Origin of the sequence: Paenibacillus selenitireducens (assembly GCF_002021565.1) — a bacterium.
Taxonomy (GTDB): domain Bacteria; phylum Bacillota; class Bacilli; order Paenibacillales; family Paenibacillaceae; genus Paenibacillus_K; species Paenibacillus_K selenitireducens.
Genome location: NZ_MSZX01000005.1, coordinates 201,227 through 221,162, shown reverse-complemented (window position 1 = coordinate 221,162; position 19,936 = coordinate 201,227). Strand labels below are relative to the sequence as shown.

Sequence of the window (19,936 nt, the reverse complement as noted above, 5' to 3'; positions counted from 1 at the left end):
TCCCTTTCTCACGTAGCAGCACCAGACCGTTGAATGATCTTGAGCAATTCATCCATGGAACTAAACATGGTTGCGAATAATTGTTGAAATAAATATGCTAACCCTGGAATGACGATCAGTAGAATTGCTAGACCTACAATAATCTTCAGCGGAATACCAATAACGAATACATTGAACTGCGGTGCCGTCCGTGCTAGAAACCCTAGCCCAACATCGGTCAGGAACAGCGCCACAACAATGGGAGCCGCAAGCTGAAATGCGAGCACAAATGTGTTCGTAAAGGTGGTTAGCAAAAAGGTCGATATGCTTCCTTCATAGATATGGTTAAATAACGAATTCGATAAAGGCACCCATTCATAGCTCGTAAATATCGCGTTCAGCATATGATGATGTCCATTCATCGTGAGGAACAGAAGCACGGCCACTGCGTATTTGAATCCCCCCATAATTGGAGCGGATTGTCCTGACAGCGGATCGATAACATTCGCAATCCCGAACCCGATTTGCATATCGATGAAACCAGCCGCGGTATTTACAACAGCAAAGAACAATGTCGCTGTATAACCGAGCACAAGACCTACCAATACTTCCCGAATGACAAAAAGAATATACTGCATATCAAAAGGAACAGTCTGACTCACACCATAACTTAAATACACGATTACCGCGATAAAAAAAGATAAGCCGATTTTGAATGAATTAGGCACATTTCGCGAAGAAAAGACAGGTGCGACAACAAAAAATGCGCTAATCCGACAAAATGTAAGCAAAAAAACAGGTAGTGCTTGTAATATTAGATCCATACGCTAACGCCTACCCAATGAATTGATTTAAATTGTCAAGAATGTTCGTCGTAAAATCAATCATCGTAGTTAAAAGCCAAGGTCCAAACAGGAGCAATCCTAGCATAACTGCAACGATCTTTGGAACAAAGGCCAATGTCTGCTCTTGAATCTGTGTTGTCGCTTGGAAGATACTAATGATGAGACCGACAGTCAAGCCCAACACGAGCATCGGCGCACTTACTTTAAGCACGGTATATACCGCTTGCCCGGCTAACCCGATAATAAAATCCGTGGTCATTGCTGTCCTCCCCTTGTTTGACCTGATCCGTTATGTACCAAAACTAGTAAGTAGTGACTTCACTACGAGATACCAACCATCAACCAGAATGAATAATAATATTTTAAAAGGCAACGAAATCATCACCGGCGGAAGCATCATCATCCCCATGGCCATCAGCGTACTGGCGACAACCATATCAATGACGAGAAAAGGTATAAAGATCATGAAGCCCATCTGCATTGCTGTCTTTAATTCACTAATCGCAAATGCCGGAACCAGGACCGTAATTGGAATATCTTCGTAACCTTTAGGCTTTTCGGTTTTGGTGTATTTCATAAATAGGAGAAGGTCTTTCTCCCGCGTCTGTTTGAACATAAACTTCTTTAACGGAACAGATGCCTTTTCTAGTGCTTGGGTTTGCGTAATCTGTGAGTTCATATAAGGTTGTAATGCTGTCGAATTAATCTCAGAAATCGTTGGCGACATCACGAACAGCGTCATGAACAAAGCTAAACCTATCAACACTTGATTGGGCGGCATTTGTTGTGTTCCTAGTGAAGTACGTACAAATCCAAGGACGATTACGATTCTCGTAAAACTCGTCATAAGCAGCAATATGGCTGGCGCCACACTTAATACCGTAATAATGAGTAATAATGATAATGAGCTGGTGCCAGGTTTGGTTCCCCCGTCTCCGATCTGAAAATTAATATTCGGAATCGGATCTGCGAAAGCAGCTTGTACGATGCTTAATGAAGCAATAATTAAGACTAGAATGAGACTGACGATTACTTTTTTCTTCATTTATCCATCAACCGATCTGAATTATTTTCATCGTGCAACAATTCCTCTACCTTCTGTTTTCGGTTGGATACTCGGTTTAACTTACTTTGAAACACTTCATGAAAGGAGGCATTCAGATCCTCCTGTGACATCGAAGATGAATCCTCGGATTTTCGAAATTTCTTCATGAGATTAGACACATAGGGTACGAGGTCTTGACCTTGCTTCGATTGGTTTTGCTCGAAATGAGCAAGCAGTGCAGCTACCTCGTCAGGGTCCGATATTTTATCCACGAGTCGAATATCTTCACCAACGCCGATGATATAGATCGAATCCCCGAGTTCAATAACCTGCATCGATTTATTCTGTGCAAGACCGATCGCGCCAAGCGTTCGAATCGCTTGATTTCGAGTCCAGTTACGGTTTTTTTGACCGAGAAACTTAATCACAAACACGATCAGAAAGATAATGATAACAAGCACGACGAGCACCCAGATGATGTTAATGACGGCATCTGAGTAGCTCATACTTTTACCTGTGTCCAAATCTAAATTGTCTGCTAGAAATGAGACCATTACTTAGGATCCTAGAGTTTTCTTAATCGCTTCAATAACGCGGTCAGCTTGGAATGGTTTGACAATAAAATCTTTTGCGCCAGCTTGAATGGCATCGATAACCATCGCTTGTTGTCCCATCGCAGAGCACATAATAACTTTTGCCGCTCCATCTAATTTCTTGATTTCTTTCAAAGCTGTAATTCCATCCATCTCTGGCATCGTAATATCCATCGTGACCAAATCCGGTCTAAATTCTTTGAATTTCTCGATTGCTTGAGCACCGTCTTGTGCTTCACCTACGACTTCGTACCCATTCTTCGTAAGAATGTCCCGAATCATCATTCTCATAAAAGCTGCATCATCTACGACTAAAATACGGTTTGACATGTTAAAAAATCCTCCCTAGAACTTATTGTAGTTTTTGAATACGATCCCATTGACTTACAATGTCGGTAACACGAACCCCAAAGTTCTCATCAATAACGACAACCTCGCCCTTCGCGATTAGCTTATTGTTAACAAGAATATCGACAGGTTCCCCCGCCAGTTTGTCCAATTCGATAATCGAGCCTTGAGACAACTCCAAAATTTCCTTAATTTGCTTCTGGGTTCTACCTAATTCTACAGTCACCTTCAGTGGAATGTCTAATAATAAATTTAGATTTGTTTCCTCTGCCTGTGAAAATGGAGTATTTTGAAAGCTAGCAAATTGCACTTGCTGCACATTTCGGTTAGCTGCATTTTCTTGTAACGGCTGCTGATACATCGGTTGTTGATACATGGGCTGCTGCTGATACATAGGCTGTTGATACATCGGTTGTTGGTTCATAGGCTGCTCATATACGGGTTGTACAGGTTGCTGCATAGATTGATACATAGGTTGTTGTGGCATGGCTTGCTGCTGCGTCGTTGACTGGTATGACGGTTGCTCATAGGTTGGATCCACAGCGCTAAATCCAAGATTCGGATTGATGTGTGTCTCAGACACTGGAGCCGTCTCCGCGGCCACCGCTGGTTCAACGACTGCCGGTTCTGCGTCCCCTAACGTGTCTCCTAATAATGAAGCTACTAATTCTTTTGCAAAAGACACAGAGAGCAATTGCATGATCGTGGAATCGATCAGATCTCCAATAATGAGACGGAATGAGACTTTGACCAAGTAATCTTCCGAAGGAAGCTTTGTTAACCCTCTTCCACTCTCAATATTCAGAATGTCGATTCCTGGTGGAGAAATATTTACAAATCGATTGAAGATCGTTGACATCGATGTCGCGGAAGAACCCATCATTTGATTCATCGCTTCTTGAACAGCACTGATATGAATCTCATTCAGCTCTTCATCTTCAAGGATTTGACCATCTCCGCCAAGCATCAAATTCGCGATGATCTGTGCATCTCTCGTATGAATGACGAGCGAATTGATTCCTTCAAAGCCATCCACATACGTAACATGTACAGCAACATGTGGTTTTGGGAACTCGTTGATAAAATTCTCTCGCGATATCAAGGACAGCTGCGGTGTCGTAATATCCACTTTTTTGCCTAGAAGTGTCGAAAGGGCGGTAGCTGCACTACCAAATGTAATGTTACCAATTTCCCCTAAAGCATCTTGTTCCAATGCTGTTAAGCAATCATGTATAGAAAGATCAGACTTAGCACTCTCAACGGGATCAGATACAGATGATTGATTTAACAAGGCATCAATTTCCTCTTGAGATAAATAGTCTTTACTCGTCAAATTCTTCAACCCCTTCGCTCACAATTTCATCAATTTGAATGGCCAATCGATCTTTCACTGCACCAGGACTGCCCATGAATTTGAGCTTATCACCCACACGAATCGATAGGCCCTCTTCAACTTTTTTGTCTAATGTAATTACATCACCCACCGATAAACCTAAAAATTCACGTATGGTTATTTGTGAATTACCCAACTCTGCAATTAACGGTAACTTCGCTTTGTTCACACGTTGGCGGAGCGTCTCGATCTCTTCAGGTGCTCTTGATTTTTTCTGAGATACAAACCAATGATGCACAGAGAGTCTTGACATGATCGGCTCGATTACGACGTGAGGAATACATAAATTGATCATCCCTGTCGTGTCACCAATTTTGGTGCTAAGTGAAATTAACGCGATTGTCTCATTCGGAGAAACAATTTGCATAAATTGCGGATTCGTCTCCAACGCTTCTAATCTAGGCGAAATATCAATAATTGTTTTCCAGGCTTCCTGAAGACTATCAAAAGCTCGACTAAAGATCCGTTCCATCACCATGGTCTCGATCTCTGTCAACGCACTAATTTTCGAAGGAGCTATTCCTGTACCGCCTAGCAAGCGATCTACCATCGCATAGGCAACGTTCGGGTGAACTTCCAGGACCATTCTTCCTTCTAACGGCTCCGCTTCAAAAATGTTCAAAATCGTCATTTTAGGAATGGAGCGAATGAATTCGTCATATGGCAATTGCTCGACTTGAACAACATTTATTTGCACAAATGTACGTAATTGCGCAGAAAAATAGGTGGTCAAATAGCGTGCAAAATTTTCGTGAATTCGAGTCAAACTTCGAATGTGATCCTTGGAGAAACGAACTGCTCTCTTAAAATCGTAAGATCTGATTTTCTTCTGCGATTCTTCCTTCCTCAGTTCTTCTGCATCCATCTCGCCAGAAGATAGAGCCGCTAACAAGGCATCAATCTCATTTTGTGACAATACATCAACCACTCGTTTCACCCCCTTAAAGGAATCATTCTATCGCCATTACAATCTCTTAAATGGACGTCATGATAAAGTCAGTAATATCAATTTTGATCAACTTGCCGCTAGGTAGCGCAGCATTGATTAAATTGGTTAATTTCGCTGTTACTTGATCCTTGCCTTTTGCACCATTCAAATCATTATGTTGGACATCCGCAAGCGTTTTGATAATAATCGGTTTAATGTTAATGTCTTTGATCTTATCAAACTCTGCTTTGGTCTTTTTGCTATCCAATTGGAACGCAAAGCCCATCATCACGATATATTCCGAATCTGCTAGATTTGTTTTGATATCTGTGATTTCCGATGTTACGGCAACAATGTCATCCGCTGATAATCTTTTGGCTTCGACCTTACTGATCGCCGAGTCCACTTTAGAACCTTTCGTGTCATTCTGCCAGTAATTAAACAATAAAAATGCTGCGACAATGATTAATGTAATCGCAAGTAATACGGTGATTAGCCATGGCAACATTCGTTTCATGAGGATCCCTCCGTTTGTTGAAACTTGATGGTCGCGCCTTGCACGCCAATACTGCTTAGGTAATCTTTCATCAAACGAATCACTTCAGAAGATTTCTCTAGGACGATGATTTTTTTACCTGTCACGAGCGTTATGTATGTATCGGGTGATTCTTCGACACTCTCTATAAGCAAAGCATTTAACCAAATTGGGGAACCGTTTAATCGTGTGACTGAGATCATGGCTGCCCTCCTTATAAGATCCGGAGGGGAGTTACCCCTCCGTGACATGTTGCATTACAGCTTCATTATTCTATCGTTTTAAGTTGACTACTTCTTGAAGCACTTCATCAGATGTCGTGATAATCCGAGAGTTCGCTTGGAAACCACGTTGAGCAACGATCATTTCCGTGAACTCGCCCGTAAGCTCGACATTAGACATTTCTAGCTGGCCCGCAACAATCGCGCCTGTACCTAAAGCAGCGTCATTTGCGCCAACAACTTCAAACTCTCCATCCAAAGTGGCATTAGCCGTTACACGGTATAGATTGCCTCCGAGTTTCTCAAGTCCTTCAGGGTTGACTACTTTCACGACACCAATCTTAGGTCCAGCAGAGACGCTGCCATCTGCATTTGAGAACATCAATGTTCCGTCTTGTGCGATGGTTAATCCGACAACTGTATCTTCTAAGGGTTCTAATACACCCCCGCCCTCACCTACAACACGCATCCCGTCACTTGTAACGATGTTGCGCTCTGCATCAATGTGGAAATCTCCAGCGCGTGTCAAGAACGACTGTTCTTGATCTTCTGTTAATTTCACGGCAAAGAATCCATCCCCATCAATACGTAAGTCAAGCGGTTGATTTGTTGTCATCGCACTTCCGCCCAAGTGAATCGTATCGACGGATCCCACGGTAACCCCTAAACCGATCTGTTTCGGGTTCACACCGCCCTTGCCGTCCGCTGGTGCTGTAGCGCCGCCGACGGTTTGACTCATAATATCTTTGAACATGACACGGCCTGCTTTGAAACCGACCGTATTCACGTTCGCGATATTGTTACCAATGACGTCCAGTTTTGTCTGGAATCCACGCATACCTGATACGCCTGAGTACATAGATCTTAACATGTATCTTACTCCCCCAATGTTAGTAAAGTATGTGTTCCATCCCGATTGCTTCATTCGGTCCGCAATCGTAGGCCTCCGATTCGGTCCAGCCTTATATCATGAAAGAACGATGGCACTATCAATTTGTGTGAAAATATTATCCTTCATAGATGCATTATCCATAGCTGTAACGACGGTCCGATTCTGTATATTCACGATAAGCGCCATGTCAGACATCACAACTAGTGACTCTTTGGCACCCTTTGCCGCAGCTTTATCAATCGCTGATTCTAACTTGGACAACTGCTCTGGCTGAAGATGTATACCGCGTTGCTGCAGCCTCATTTCAGCATGATGACTGAACCGTAAGAGATTACTTTGCAGCAAATCTTCAAATGTTGATCCATTTGCGTTCGTTGCAGGTGTTGCATCCGTTTTCTGTCGAACGCCAACCGGAGATAGTTTACCGGGATACAGCTGTCCAACCGTTATTGGATTTGTCATGACCCGCTTACCTCTGGTGACTCAGGTGTAGGCTCAGTAGGATCCGGCGTCGTGCTTTCTGCTGGTTTATCCGTTTCCTGTCCAGGTTGTCCAGGTTGTCCAGGTTGTTCAGGCTGTTCAGGCTGTGGTTGCTCAGGCTTCTCTGTAGCGACAGGATTTTCAATCTTCTCCACCTTGCTTAACAGAACTTCATCCTCACCAACCTTGGCATATTGAACGCCATCACGCACAATAATGGATTCCACCACACCCGTTTTTTTCTCAGGCGTTGCGCCTGTTGTCGTCCAAGAAATTTGCTTGCCAATTAATCCAGATGATCCTCCCAAAGACTGCTGCATAGACGTTAACACGTTGGAAATATTCATCAACTGTTCGACCGAGGAGAACTGCGCCATTTGGGCAATCATTTCACGGTCATTCAACGGCTGCGTTGGATCTTGGTTCGTCATCTGTGTGATTAATATTTTGAAGAAATCATCCTTGCCTAAAGAACTCTGCGGTTTCTTGGCCGCTGCTGCTACGTTTCCTGGACTGTAGTTCGGCCAAATATTCGACGTAGACACATTATCATTCGCCATTCGATTCACCTTCTCTCCTCTTAAACCGATGCAGTAAATGAGCTCCCGTATCCTAGCCCATTCACACGGATCGTAGGTTCTTGACCTAATTCAGAGATCATGCCGCTATTTGTCTGATCTTCTTTGCCCGTGATCCGATTTTTATTTTGTTGCTCGCCTTGACGCTGACCGCCATTAGGCTGGCGCTGTTCGTGATACATCTGCGAGTGCAAATTTTGGTTTTGCGTAACCTCTAGTTTATCAACCTGCAATCCTTGTGATTGAAGGGCTGCACGAAGCTGCACCATTTGGTTGTCCAGCATATCCTTGGCTTGCGCATGCTCCGTCATGAATTGCGCCATAATTTGACCGTTCTGAATGGAAATTCGAATGTCGACTTGACCGAGATGTTCTGGGAAAAGAATGATTTTCGCTTCAGATATCCCATTCAACTTCGTAATATCCAATTGTTTGATGAAATTGCTCATCTCCGGAGCAAAATTCTGTGCTACAACCACTTGCGGTGTTGTCTTCACCAAAGGTGCATCCTGGGTGCGCAAAGCCATTTGTCCAGCCGTAAATACATCAGGTACATCATCCGTGACTTTTGCATTTCCTGGGTTCGAAGCTGCATCCGTTTCATCCGATTCCGATTGTGTTTGGTTGGACATCTGTTGCTGCAGCAAAGAAGAGCGATCGCTTACGGCTTGTTTCAAACCATCCGTTACCTGAGCTCCAAACGCTGCATCCACGTCCCCCTCAAGCGTCTGTACCTGATCGCCCAGCTTAGACGGGTTCGCTTGATTCAAAATATGCTGCAACGCTTGAATCATTTGACTGACTTGCGCGATTTGCGTTGTAGATGCTGCCCCTGTTGATGGAACAGATGTTTCAACCGACGCTTGATTCAATGCAGCTTGCAGAGTTTGGATAAAATCGGATTGAACTTTAGCTTGTCCGCTAACCAATGGACGCATATCCATCGTTACACCCTCATTATCGTCTTTCACAAGTGCTAGAAGTTGCATTAACTTATCTTGCACCGTAAAACGGATCGTCGCAGGGTGTAATGTAAGATCCGTATCTGTCGGCACCAAAGTAGCAGTATGCGAAGCCTCACCTTGATTCGATTGCAACGTCTGGAGCAATGCATTCGCTTGTGCTAACCAAGCTTGCAATTGTTGAAGCAAGTCGTCGCTTCCAGCCAATTTATCGTCGACTTCCTGCAAGGAAGCAATCAGCTGTGCAATGAGTTGATCCAGCGTATTCTCTCCTGATGTTTCATTGCCAAGGGCATTGTTTAATGTGCCTTGTAACGTTAACGCCGGAGTTTGCGCTGAGCTTTCTGTTACAGCTTGACCATTCAACGATTGACCGAGTACTTGCCCGAAGGAGTCCCCTGTTTTTGTTGCATTCATACTGCCTTTGGCATTGGTCGTCCCCATATTTTTCGAGTTGCTAGGTGTTGCTACTGCAGTTGGAATCAACATGTTCATTGTTTCACCTCCTTTCATCTCAGCATGGGCTTTCGATTACTTCGCAGGCATGATCTTCGATAATAATTTCGCAGCAACCTTGGCGTTGGCATCTGTGTCTTGCATCGCAGCCAGGATTTGTGATCTCGTTGCATCATCAACAGAACGTAGAATACGTAGAGCTTTATCTTCGCTAATTTTTGTGGTATCCAGAACAATTTTAGCCGCATTTTTCGGCGTCATCGTCATAAAAGTTTGGCTTAATTGCTGATTATCAAGGGACGTCGAGTCCTTTTTCGCATTCGCATCGACTTTAGCAATTCGAGATTGCAAAGCAGCAATAGCTAGATTTTCAGAGCTTTGCACATCTTTTAGACGTATCGTTGCATCCGCCGCAACCTTTGGCGTCATCTTCTCAAGAATCTTGACACGATCGCTTGGCTTCATCGCGTTTAACACGAGCACCTGCTCTTCTAATGTCAGATTCTCAATGATCGGTGCAGACTTTGACGGTTGCATTTGCGCATACATATTGGCAAGACTCGTGATCTGAGCTTGATACTGCTCATCCGTCTGGCCCTTGTCTACAAGTTTTTGTTCCGACTGCTGTACATTCTGCTTCAGCGTTGAGATCTCGGCGTCTTTTTGCTCGATCATCGCTGTAGCTTTTTTTAATTCAGCATCTTTCGATGCCAGCAGGTCATTTAATTCGTTAATCTTTTTTTCTTGATTTGCATTCTTTTTCGCGGAACCATCATTCCCCTTGGTAGAACCATTCGAAGATGTTGGTTCTGGCACCCAATTCTTAACGATCGGAATACTCTGAGCCATTTCTAGCAAACTATTGCGCACAGGATAGTTAAATAACGCTAGCAACACTATTAACAATACAACCGTGAATATGATCGGGGTGACGAAAAACAAAAACCGTTCAAACCCACTATAAGAACTTTTCTCTACATCAGCGTCGTTCACTGCGATCTCTCCTTCTCGATTCACGATCCCACAACGATTTTGAAATCGTTCAAGCGTTAACGAGCCGATAAGGAAAAGCGGACGGTCGCCATTTCATCCAACTCATTCTGTTCCCGAAGCTGCATTTCATAACGAAACCGTTCTTTAGCTCTATCTCTCGCTTGCTGCCACACTTGCTCATCTTTCATTTTGTCTGTCAAATGCAACTGACTACGCTCTACATCCGTTTTTGCACGCTGGACGTCTTTCACTTGCTTCTGAATGCTGTGCTCCAGTCGGCTTAGATACGACTGCATATGCTGTAGACTAGATACACAACATGCGGCTGTGGCATCCAATATGGATTCTAATGTCTGCTCCTTTTCTGCATATAACTGCTGAAGCATCATCGTTTCTTGCTGTAACTTCCCTAGCGATGCAGAGAGCAGCCATTCGGCCTGCGTCTTTTCGCTTCCTTTTAAATCAACAACTTTTTGAAACGGGTAATGAAATCGTAATGCCATTTCAGCACTCCTCATTTCGAATTCGTCGCATCTTACTATAATCAAGACCAACCGAACTGATCTTTTAATTGTTGTATGGTATCGGTATAAGTTACTTTCTCATCGACTTTCTGTTTGGTAAAATCCCAAATGGATTGGATATAGTCTAGTGAGAGGTCAATCTGGGCATTCGAACCCCGCTGATACGCACCAATGTTGATCAGATCTTCAGAATCCTTGTATACAGCAAGAAGTCTCTTCAAATTCTCAGCTGCAGCCGTATGATCAGCGTCGACGATATCTTTCATCACCCTACTGACACTCGCCAATACATCGATCGCTGGGTAGTGACCTTTGTGAGCAATGGATCGATTGAGAACAATATGTCCATCTAGAATCCCCCGTACGGCATCGGCAATAGGCTCATTCATGTCATCCCCATCTACTAGGACCGTATAAAAGGCGGTTATCGAACCCGTAGGTCCCGTACCCGCACGTTCTAGTAGTTTAGGGAGACTTGCAAATACAGACGGTGTATACCCACGCGTCGCTGGAGGTTCACCAATCGCAAGGCCTACTTCCCGCATTGCCATCGCATACCGTGTTACCGAGTCCATCATCAGCATGACATTTAATCCACGATCGCGGAAAAACTCGGCAATCGTTGTGGCGATTAATGCCCCTTTGATCCGAATCAAGGCGGGTTGATCTGAAGTTGCCACGATAACGACCGAACGAGCCAACCCCTCCGGGCCTAAGTCCCGTTCGATAAAATCGAGAACCTCTCTCCCACGTTCGCCGATTAAGGCAATTACATTCACATCAGCGGATGTATTTCGTGCAATCATGCCCATCAGCGTACTTTTACCAACCCCTGATCCCGCAAAAATCCCCACGCGTTGGCCTTTCCCCATCGTAAGTAATCCGTCAATTGCCCGAACTCCTGTACCAATAGGTTCTGCGACGCGTGGTCTTTTCAACGGATTGGAAGGAACATTATGTGTTGAATAATGTGTCATCCGACTAGGTAAATGCGACAGATCAAGAGGTTGCCCTAACCCATCTAACACTTTACCTAACAATTCTGAGCCAACCTGGACCGTTAGTGGCTTCCCCGTCCCTACAACATCGCAGCCAGGTCCAATGGATTGAAGATCTCCCAAGGGCATCAGAATAACTTTGTTGTCTCGAAATCCGACGACTTCCGCTTTGAGCGGTTGCGCGGCTTTCGTAGGGTATATGTAACAAACATCACCGATACTAGCATCAGGACCTTCCGATTCTACGGTTAGTCCAATGACTTGCGTAACTTTTCCATTGACTCGAATCGCATCAATATGTTTCAGGTGTTCTATGTATCGTTCAGCACTACGCATGTTCACCCTCCACGTTCTGATCCTCCTGATACATGGCGATTTGCAGCAAGTGCTTCTTAATTTCAGTCAATTGCGTATCAATCCGCGCATCAATACTTCCATAAGAGGAACGAATGACGCAACCCCAATCCGATATCGTAGAATCCGGCAGAATTTGCAATTCAGCTTGAGAATCAATGGAAAGCGCAAGTTCCTCACGAACCGCCTGAACAAAAGCAAAATGCTCTGGAGCTACGCAAAGCGTTATCGTTCCTTGCTCTCTCTTCCGAGATAATTGTCTTCTCACCAATTCAATGGCATAATCTTGTTCCACCGATAACTGTTTATCTACTATTTTTTCTGCGATCGCGCAGCTTAAGTCAACGAGAAAAGGCTCGGCCTCTTGAACGATTTGTTCTTTTGCCGTATAAGCTTGTTCAAGAATTACCTTCGCTTCATGAAGCATTTGCTCGACTTGTTGCCGAGTCGCTTCTTGAGCTTGTTCAACACCTTCTTGATACCCACGTTCAAAACCATCTAATTTAGACATTTCGATGAGCTGTTCGTCGTCCTGCCGACGTTGTTCCCACCATGCTTCAGCCTCCGCTTTCGCAGCTTCAAGAATACGTGCTGCTTCTTCCGTTGCATGGCGTACTTCTTCCTCGGCAACGACTGCCGCTTCATCCATGATCTGCCTTCGCATCTTCTCATATTCATCTTCTCGGCGCTTGGCGATTTCCGAATCGTCTACAATCACAGAATCTTCGTTATTCGGATTCCCGTAGAACCTCGTACTCTCAACATATTTCAAATCCTGTGCCGATATATAATGAGTCGATTTAATCAAATTAGACAATGATATCATCTCCTCCGCCGCGAGCAATAATGATCTCTCCGGCTTCTTCCAGACGACGAATTGTCGCGACTATGCGAGTCTGAGCCTCTTCAACATCACGCAATCGAACAGGTCCCATAAATTCCATTTCTTCTTTGAATGTATCCGCCATACGCTTCGACATATTCCGGAAAATAACATCCCGTACTTCTTCACTCGCCACTTTGAGCGCAAGTTGTAAGTCGGCATTTTCGATATCACGAATAATGCGTTGAATCGAGCGATTATCCACATTAACAATATCTTCGAAGACAAACATCCGTTTCTTGATTTCTTCCGCAAGCTCCGGATCTTGAATTTCCAAGGAATCGAGAATTGTACGCTCTGTACCCCGGTCAACACCATTCAAGATTTGTACGATCGACTCAATACCGCCAGCATTCGTGTAATCCTGCGTTACGGTTGAGGATAATTTCTGTTCCAGAACTCGTTCAACCTGACTAATCACTTCTGGAGACGTACTATCCATGATCGCCACACGACGTGCAACTTCGGCTTGTTTCTCCTGAGGCAGCGATGACAAAATCACTGCCGCTTGTTCAAACTGCAAATAAGAAAGAACAAGCGCAATAGTCTGTGCATTTTCATTCTGCAAGAAGTTAAGAATTTGCGCAGGATCTGCTTTACGCGCAAAATCAAAAGGACGTACTTGAAGCGTGGCTGTCAGACGATTAATCACTTCAATCGCTTTAGTCGAGCCTAATGCTTTTTCTAGAATTTCTTTTGCGTATGTAATACCACCCTGTGAAATATATTCCTGAGCAAGACAAATCTGATGAAACTCCGCTAGAATCGTTTCCTTTTCAACACTGTCAACTTTACGCATGTTTGCGATTTCTAACGTGAGTTGTTCGATTTCTTCTTCTCTTAAATGTTTAAATATTTGGGCGGAAACCTCCGGCCCGAGAGAAATGAGCAGAATGGCCGCCTTCTGACGTCCGCTCAAACCTTGTGAGCCGTGATTCTGAGATCTTGCCATTGAACTCACCTCGATTCATCTGCTAACCAAGAACGCAACAAATTAACAAACTCATCCGGTTTTTTCTTCGCAAGAGTCTCCAGTTGTTTACGAACTTGATTTTCATTGGTAACATTCTCTAAATCAATCGACGGGAACTCCAACGCTGGTTGAAGAGGTTCATCATCGTATACTTCTTCTTTATTCCGTCTTCTTCTAAATATCATAAATCCAATACCTGCGAGCAACGCTAGTGCGACTATGCCTCCGCCGATCCATAACGAATTCGACAAAGTTGTATTTTTGACCGCAGAAGAATTTTCTCCAAAATTTTGTGCAACGACTGAAACCTTTTTGGCTAATTCAGCGTCTGAATATTTAATACCAGAATCAGCAAGTTTTGCGCTGACAAAATTAACTAGAATTGTCTCGATTTCCTGCTTCTTCGATGCATTAAATGCAGCAATATCTCCATTCGAAGGTTCAACGGCAACGTTGACACTTAAATCTTTCACGGAGAACGGACTGGATTGAATTTGGCTGGTAACCCGGTTAACATCGTAGTTCGTTGTTTTCGAACTTTCTTCCGATGTCGAAGTACCATTTGAGCCATTCGCCGGATAACCAGGAATTTCAGTACTGCCTGTTCCAGCAACACCGCCTGCTTGTCCATCTTTACCGGAATAAGATTTTTGAGACTCTTGAACACTGATCTCAATCCCTTTATTCTCGTCCTTGTTTACGGGACTAACCAGTTTTTCTTCCGAAGTCTTTTGGTCAAAATTCATCGATGCGGCTACAAGAACTTCGATCTTATCTGAAGAATACCAACGTCCTAAGAACTGTTGAATGCTCGCTTTAACATCATTCTCGAATTTTTTCCGAAGTTTCATTTGTTCCTCAACGGCGCTGGACATCGTTCCATTCCCACCATTTACGGAGGACATTAACTCTCCTTCGTCACTAGTAATCGTAATATTATCAATTGCTAGATTCGGTACAGCTGTTTTCACGAGATTAAAATAGGAATCCACCGCTTCTTGGCTTGGACGATAACCCGGCTTAAATTTCAAGCTAACGGATGCGGATGCGGCTTCTTGTGCCTCCATGCCAGCAAAGACGCTTTCACGCGGTAAATTTACCACCACTTTCGAATCACTAACGCCTTGCATACGATTTAAGAGTTGTTGAATTTCGCCATTCAATGCACTCTTGTACTTCACATCAAACTCGCGGTCTGTTGAACCGAAGGTTGAAGAACTATCCGTAAATGCGCCAAAACCAAGGGAACCGTTCTGAACAATGCCTTGTGAACCGATATCAACTTGAGCTTTCGCCGCAAGTGCGCTTGGAACGGAGATGGACTTGCCATCCGCACTTAATTTATAACTAATCCCGCTTGCATCTAATTGTTGCATCACCGCTGCTGCATCGACTTGATTCAAATCTTTAAATGCCGTTTCATATTGAACTTTAGAGAATTGAATGGAGAGCAGGATGATCACGATGATAAGTATTCCGATTACTGATATAAATAATATTTTTTGTTTTTTCCCGAATTGGCCCCAGAATTGGGTCACCTTATCTCGGTACTGGACGAACCTTTCGTTCACAACGTCACCCCATCCGAAACTTTGCTATACATTCCTATGATTAGATTTGGGTACGCATAATCTCTTGATAAGCTTCGATTACTTTATTGCGTATCTGTGTCGTAAGCTGTAGACTAAGCGTCGCCTGTTCGGATGCGATCATGAGTTGATCCACATTCACTTGGCCCAGAATAAATTTATCACTCATTTGATGAACATTTTTCTCTTGTGCGTCAATCTGATCTAACGCATCTCCTAAAAACTCACTGAACTGCTTAGTCGCTTGAGCCGGTGTAGGCTGTGTGTTCACGACAGTAGGAGTCAGCTTGGGCTGAATTCCTGTAAGCATCGTGTTCTGAATCATTATTTACCCCCCTGACGGTATTTGGATTATGTATTTCTCATAAAATTTTATTTACCAATCTCCAATGCTTTCATAAACATCGCTTTTGAAGCGTTAAGAGCCGTGACATTCGACTCATATGCACGAGATGCAGCGATCATATCGACATTTTCCTTCAAGATGTCGACATTTGGCATACTTACATATCCGTTCTGATCAGCATCCGGATGCGTAGGATTATAGACCTGCTTGAAAGGCTCTTGATCTTCTTTAATCTGCGTAACCTTCACACCATTCCCGACATTCGGTTCGCCCAGCTGAGATTGCAGCATCTTTGAAAAGCTGTTCTGCTCATAAGGCTGCAGTACGACCATCTTACGACGATAAGGCTCAAATTGACCGTTTACATAACGTCCGCGCGTTACTTCGGCATTCGCAATGTTCGAACTGATCACATCCATTCGAAGACGTTGGGCTGTTAAAGCTGAAGCACTGATATTAAAGCTATTGCTAATGTTCAACGAAATTATCTCCCTTCAACCACAAGACGTTTCATTTTAATGTCATGATTTAATTGCTGGATTAAGGCATTATACTTCAATTGATTTTGAGCAAGCTGTGACATTTCTCTATCAATGTCGACATTGTTAAGATTATTATTGTAAGTCGTATTTTGGTCTGTATTTACTTGAGGCGTACTCGTGGATGCTGAATTAGGACCAATGTAAAAATGTCTTGGATCTGTTCGATTCCCCACGAGTGAGCCAGAATCCCCAGACATTTCTTGCTCAAGAATCGTTTCAAATGCTACTTCTGACCTTTTAAAATTAGGTGTCTCTGCATTCGCAATGTTGTTGGATATGACCTTTTGTCGCAGATTCGAGGTGTCGATTGCGCCTTGTAAGCGATCAAAGCTGGCGCCACTAAGCAATTTCACTATCTCTCCCCACTTTCGTTTAATTCGTCAATAATTAAAATTCAACAAAACCTCTCTAAATCCTCCTTATTTCGACAAAAAATTAGTGACAATTCTTAGATTGTCTCACCTTATGCAGAAAAATGTATATTACTAATCTAAGCTTAATATTCTGTGAGTTTCCGTTTTTTCACAATAAGCAAAAAGCCCTATCTTTTTTTGAAAGATAGGACTCTTGCCATTGTTGCCTATAAAACTTTACAAAACATTAACGTCGGATATGATTGACCAACTGATCATTCAAAATCTTTATATAGGTCCCCTTCATACCTAAAGACCTGGTCTCGATAACCCCTGCCCCTTCAAGCTTTCGAAGGGCATTTACGATAACAGAGCGCGTAATGCCTGCTCGATCCGCAATTTTCGAAGCGACCAATAGTCCTTCATTATCTTTCAATTCCGGGATGATATGCTCGACCGCTTCCATTTCACTATACGACAGTGAATTTACAGCAGCTAGTACTGCGGTCTTACTCCGAACCTCGTACTCTCTTTCCTCTGAACGAACTCTTAACAATTCCATTGCAACAATTGTCGAGCCGTATTCCGCTAAAATCAGATCGTCATCAATGAACGGTTTGACGCCTCGAGTTAGGACAATCGTACCAAGTCGATCTCCGCCACCATTAATCGGTATGATCGTAATAATCGAATGCGAAAATATCGATGAGATCTCCTGTATAAACGGATTATTCAGATGTTCTTGCTCTATATTTGATGCGGTTTCCTCAATCTTAAGAAGCAAATGAGTCAGCTCTGCCGTAAATCGAATCTCATCCGCCGTTTCTTGCTGAAGTGCCCTTAGGCCTATTTCATCTGTAACCGCATATCCCAGCACTTTGCCATTTCGATTGACGACATACACATTCGCTTCAATCGTATCGCGCAGTACCTCAGACATCTCGCGGAAATTGACAGCCTTGCCAGCCGCACGCTGCAACAATTTATTTAAAGTACGTGTTTTGGCGAGTAGTGTCACTTTCGAAATTCCTCCCATGTGAAGGATGGTAGCTGTAAAGCTGTCCTCTTTATATTTCATGCAGAACGATAACCGTCCCGTTAAAGGACGGCTATACCCATTCCGCATGTTCTTATAGAATATATTGACTCAAATCTCGATTTTGTGCAATATCCCCGAGCTTCTCACGAACATATTCCGGCGTAATGACCATATGCTGGAGCGTAAGTTCAGGGGCTTCATACGATAGATCTTCAAGTAATTTCTCAAGAATCGTATGAAGTCTGCGTGCGCCGATGTTCTCCGTATTCTGATTCACCGTTGCTGCAATATTCGCAATTTCACGAATGGCTTCCGCCGAGAATTCGATTTCGATCTGTTCTGTCTTCAAGAGGTCGGTGTATTGTTTCGTTAGGGCGTTCTTCGGCTCTGTCAGAATAGACACGAAATCCTCTAAGCTCAGACTGTTCAATTCGACACGAATCGGGAATCGGCCTTGTAACTCTGGAATCAGATCCGAAGGCTTCGCAATATGAAACGCGCCCGCCGCCATAAATAGAATGTAATCCGTCTTCACAGGGCCATATTTGGTCATAATGGTTGAACCTTCGACGATTGGGAGAATATCGCGTTGAACCCCTTCTCGAGACACATCAGGACCTGAACCTCGACCTGAACTTGCCACTTTATCAATTTCATCAATGAAGATAATGCCGGATTGTTCTGCACGTCGAATCGACTCTTGTGTCACATCATCCATATCCACGAGCTTGCTGGCTTCTTCTTGAATTAAGACTTTGCGCGCTTCTTTAATCGCAAGTTTGCGACGTTTAGTTTTCTTCGGCATGAGGTTACCGAACATCTCTTGCATGTTCATCCCCATCTGCTCGTTGCCTTGACCTGCGAACATGTCTAACATGCTTGGCGCCATATCCTCAACATCAATCTCAATCACATCGTCCTCTAATTTACCTGCAAGTAAATTAAACCGGACTTGACGGCGACGTTCTGACAAATTAGTATCTTGCGGTTCCGTCTCTTCTTGCTGCGCTTGATTCGCATTATTATTGCCGAATAACATTTCAAATGGGTTCTTCTGATTTTTAGATTTCGTGCTCGAAGGAACGAGAATTTGTACAATCCGTTCATTCGCCATCTCTTCTGCTTTATCTTTCACACTCTCCATACGTTCGGTCTTCACCATACGAATCGATGTCTCGATCAAATCACGAACCATGGATTCAACATCGCGACCCACATAACCGACCTCGGTAAATTTCGTCGCTTCCACTTTCACGAACGGTGCATGAACCAATTTAGCCAGACGGCGTGCGATCTCTGTTTTCCCGACCCCAGTAGGACCGATCATTAATATGTTTTTGGGAACAATTTCATCTCGGATGGATTCATCAAGTAAACTGCGACGATAACGATTACGCAGTGCTACAGCAACGGATTTTTTAGCATTCTTTTGTCCAACGATGTACTTATCCAGTTCCGCCACAATTTGTCGCGGTGTTAAAGATTGGTTACTCATTTACATCCCTCCAAATCCATAGTCCTTTTTTCTCATACTTCTTCTACGATAATATTTCCATTTGTAAACACACAAATTTCCGATGCCACTTGAAGGGAAGCTTTGGCGATTTCTTTGGCTTCCATCTGTGGTGCATGACGTTGTAAGGCACGTGCTGCTGACAGCGCGAAGGATCCACCTGAACCGATGGCAAGAATACCGTCGTCCGGTTCAATGACTTCACCATTCCCTGAAATCAACAACAATCCTGTCTGATCCATCACAATCAACATCGCTTCTAACTTACGAAGAACTCGATCCGAACGCCAGTCTTTTGCTAATTCTACGGCTGAGCGCTGCAAGTTTCCATGATGTTCTTCCAGCTTACCTTCAAACTTCTCAAATAAGGTGATGGCGTCTGCTACAGAACCCGCAAATCCGGCAACCACTTGGCCACGATACAATCGGCGCACTTTTTTGGCGTGCTGCTTCATCACCATAGAATTTCCGAAGGTTACCTGTCCGTCTCCTGCAATAGCACCTTTTCCTTGATGACGTATCGCACATATCGTTGTCGCATGAAATGACATTTCCATGATCAGTTCCCTCCTAA

The 19,936-nt window shown here is 43.7% G+C and carries 25 protein-coding genes; all 25 read right to left on the bottom strand.

The window, feature by feature from the left end; genetic code table 11:
- Positions 1–8: 8 nt before the first annotated feature.
- The 25 genes from fliR to hslV all read right to left on the bottom strand — a co-directional run bounded on the left by fliR (position 9) and on the right by hslV (position 19,919).
- Positions 9–803 carry a flagellar biosynthetic protein FliR gene (gene fliR / locus BVG16_RS14290; RefSeq protein WP_078499350.1) on the bottom strand — a complete coding sequence of 265 codons (795 nt, stop codon included), beginning with the start codon at positions 801–803 and terminating at the stop codon, positions 9–11.
- Positions 804–813: 10 nt separating this feature from the next.
- Complete coding sequence (fliQ, locus tag BVG16_RS14285) at positions 814–1,083, bottom strand: flagellar biosynthesis protein FliQ (RefSeq protein ID WP_078499349.1); 270 nt, start codon at positions 1,081–1,083, stop codon at positions 814–816.
- Between the two features lie 30 nt (positions 1,084–1,113).
- Positions 1,114–1,869 carry a flagellar type III secretion system pore protein FliP gene (gene fliP, locus BVG16_RS14280; RefSeq protein WP_078499348.1) on the bottom strand — a complete coding sequence of 252 codons (756 nt, stop codon included), beginning with the start codon at positions 1,867–1,869 and terminating at the stop codon, positions 1,114–1,116.
- A complete protein-coding gene (locus BVG16_RS14275; RefSeq protein WP_078499347.1) occupies positions 1,866–2,423 on the bottom strand; it encodes a flagellar biosynthetic protein FliO in 558 nt (185 codons plus the stop codon). Before BVG16_RS14275 ends, fliP begins: the two co-directional genes overlap by 4 nt.
- A 3-nt stretch (positions 2,424–2,426) precedes the next feature.
- Positions 2,427–2,792, bottom strand: a complete 366-nt coding sequence (locus BVG16_RS14270; protein WP_078499346.1) for a response regulator — start codon at positions 2,790–2,792, stop codon at positions 2,427–2,429.
- Positions 2,793–2,814: 22 nt separating this feature from the next.
- Entirely contained in the window at positions 2,815–4,143 is a 1,329-nt protein-coding gene (fliY, locus tag BVG16_RS14265) for a flagellar motor switch phosphatase FliY (RefSeq protein ID WP_078499345.1), read from the bottom strand.
- A complete protein-coding gene (gene fliM, locus BVG16_RS14260; RefSeq protein WP_078499344.1) occupies positions 4,133–5,131 on the bottom strand; it encodes a flagellar motor switch protein FliM in 999 nt (332 codons plus the stop codon). Before fliM ends, fliY begins: the two co-directional genes overlap by 11 nt.
- Positions 5,132–5,177: 46 nt before the next feature.
- Positions 5,178–5,648 (bottom strand): flagellar basal body-associated FliL family protein, encoded by a 471-nt coding sequence (locus BVG16_RS14255; protein WP_078499343.1) that lies wholly within the window; start codon positions 5,646–5,648, stop codon positions 5,178–5,180.
- The gene (locus tag BVG16_RS14250) at positions 5,645–5,869 is read right to left on the bottom strand and encodes a flagellar FlbD family protein (protein ID WP_078499342.1); all 225 of its coding nucleotides are present in this window, start codon (positions 5,867–5,869) and stop codon (positions 5,645–5,647) included. The genes BVG16_RS14255 and BVG16_RS14250 overlap by 4 nt, the downstream gene beginning before the upstream one ends.
- Before the next feature lie 70 nt (positions 5,870–5,939).
- Positions 5,940–6,758 carry a flagellar basal body rod protein FlgG gene (flgG, locus tag BVG16_RS14245; RefSeq protein WP_078499341.1) on the bottom strand — a complete coding sequence of 273 codons (819 nt, stop codon included), beginning with the start codon at positions 6,756–6,758 and terminating at the stop codon, positions 5,940–5,942.
- 96 nt (positions 6,759–6,854) lie between these two features.
- Complete coding sequence (locus BVG16_RS14240; RefSeq protein ID WP_078499340.1) at positions 6,855–7,241, bottom strand: TIGR02530 family flagellar biosynthesis protein; 387 nt, start codon at positions 7,239–7,241, stop codon at positions 6,855–6,857.
- Positions 7,238–7,819, bottom strand: coding sequence for a flagellar hook capping FlgD N-terminal domain-containing protein (locus BVG16_RS14235; RefSeq protein WP_078499339.1), 582 nt, complete (start codon positions 7,817–7,819; stop codon positions 7,238–7,240). The genes BVG16_RS14240 and BVG16_RS14235 overlap by 4 nt, the downstream gene beginning before the upstream one ends.
- A gap of 20 nt (positions 7,820–7,839) precedes the next feature.
- Positions 7,840–9,294 (bottom strand): flagellar hook-length control protein FliK, encoded by a 1,455-nt coding sequence (locus BVG16_RS14230; protein ID WP_158081699.1) that lies wholly within the window; start codon positions 9,292–9,294, stop codon positions 7,840–7,842.
- 36 nt (positions 9,295–9,330) lie between these two features.
- The gene (locus BVG16_RS14225; protein WP_233147038.1) at positions 9,331–10,248 is read right to left on the bottom strand and encodes a MotE family protein; all 918 of its coding nucleotides are present in this window, start codon (positions 10,246–10,248) and stop codon (positions 9,331–9,333) included.
- A gap of 56 nt (positions 10,249–10,304) precedes the next feature.
- Entirely contained in the window at positions 10,305–10,751 is a 447-nt protein-coding gene (gene fliJ, locus BVG16_RS14220) for a flagellar export protein FliJ (protein WP_078499337.1), read from the bottom strand.
- A gap of 41 nt (positions 10,752–10,792) precedes the next feature.
- The gene (gene fliI / locus BVG16_RS14215; RefSeq protein ID WP_078499336.1) at positions 10,793–12,106 is read right to left on the bottom strand and encodes a flagellar protein export ATPase FliI; all 1,314 of its coding nucleotides are present in this window, start codon (positions 12,104–12,106) and stop codon (positions 10,793–10,795) included.
- Positions 12,099–12,941, bottom strand: coding sequence for a FliH/SctL family protein (locus BVG16_RS14210; RefSeq protein ID WP_078499335.1), 843 nt, complete (start codon positions 12,939–12,941; stop codon positions 12,099–12,101). The genes fliI and BVG16_RS14210 overlap by 8 nt, the downstream gene beginning before the upstream one ends.
- Complete coding sequence (fliG, locus tag BVG16_RS14205; protein ID WP_078499334.1) at positions 12,934–13,959, bottom strand: flagellar motor switch protein FliG; 1,026 nt, start codon at positions 13,957–13,959, stop codon at positions 12,934–12,936. The genes BVG16_RS14210 and fliG overlap by 8 nt, the downstream gene beginning before the upstream one ends.
- 5 nt (positions 13,960–13,964) lie before the next feature.
- A complete protein-coding gene (gene fliF / locus BVG16_RS14200) occupies positions 13,965–15,551 on the bottom strand; it encodes a flagellar basal-body MS-ring/collar protein FliF (protein ID WP_078499333.1) in 1,587 nt (528 codons plus the stop codon).
- A gap of 40 nt (positions 15,552–15,591) precedes the next feature.
- Complete coding sequence (fliE, locus tag BVG16_RS14195; RefSeq protein ID WP_078499332.1) at positions 15,592–15,894, bottom strand: flagellar hook-basal body complex protein FliE; 303 nt, start codon at positions 15,892–15,894, stop codon at positions 15,592–15,594.
- A 47-nt stretch (positions 15,895–15,941) separates the two neighbouring features.
- Positions 15,942–16,394, bottom strand: coding sequence for a flagellar basal body rod protein FlgC (gene flgC / locus BVG16_RS14190; RefSeq protein ID WP_078499331.1), 453 nt, complete (start codon positions 16,392–16,394; stop codon positions 15,942–15,944).
- 5 nt (positions 16,395–16,399) lie between these two features.
- The gene (flgB, locus tag BVG16_RS14185) at positions 16,400–16,810 is read right to left on the bottom strand and encodes a flagellar basal body rod protein FlgB (RefSeq protein ID WP_078499330.1); all 411 of its coding nucleotides are present in this window, start codon (positions 16,808–16,810) and stop codon (positions 16,400–16,402) included.
- Between the two features lie 247 nt (positions 16,811–17,057).
- Positions 17,058–17,828, bottom strand: a complete 771-nt coding sequence (gene codY / locus BVG16_RS14180) for a GTP-sensing pleiotropic transcriptional regulator CodY (protein ID WP_078499329.1) — start codon at positions 17,826–17,828, stop codon at positions 17,058–17,060.
- Between the two features lie 112 nt (positions 17,829–17,940).
- Complete coding sequence (hslU, locus tag BVG16_RS14175; RefSeq protein WP_078499328.1) at positions 17,941–19,344, bottom strand: ATP-dependent protease ATPase subunit HslU; 1,404 nt, start codon at positions 19,342–19,344, stop codon at positions 17,941–17,943.
- A 32-nt stretch (positions 19,345–19,376) separates the two neighbouring features.
- On the bottom strand, positions 19,377–19,919 hold the full coding sequence (hslV, locus tag BVG16_RS14170; RefSeq protein WP_078499327.1) for an ATP-dependent protease subunit HslV: 543 nt from the start codon (positions 19,917–19,919) through the stop codon (positions 19,377–19,379).
- Between the last annotated feature and the right edge of the window lie 17 nt (positions 19,920–19,936).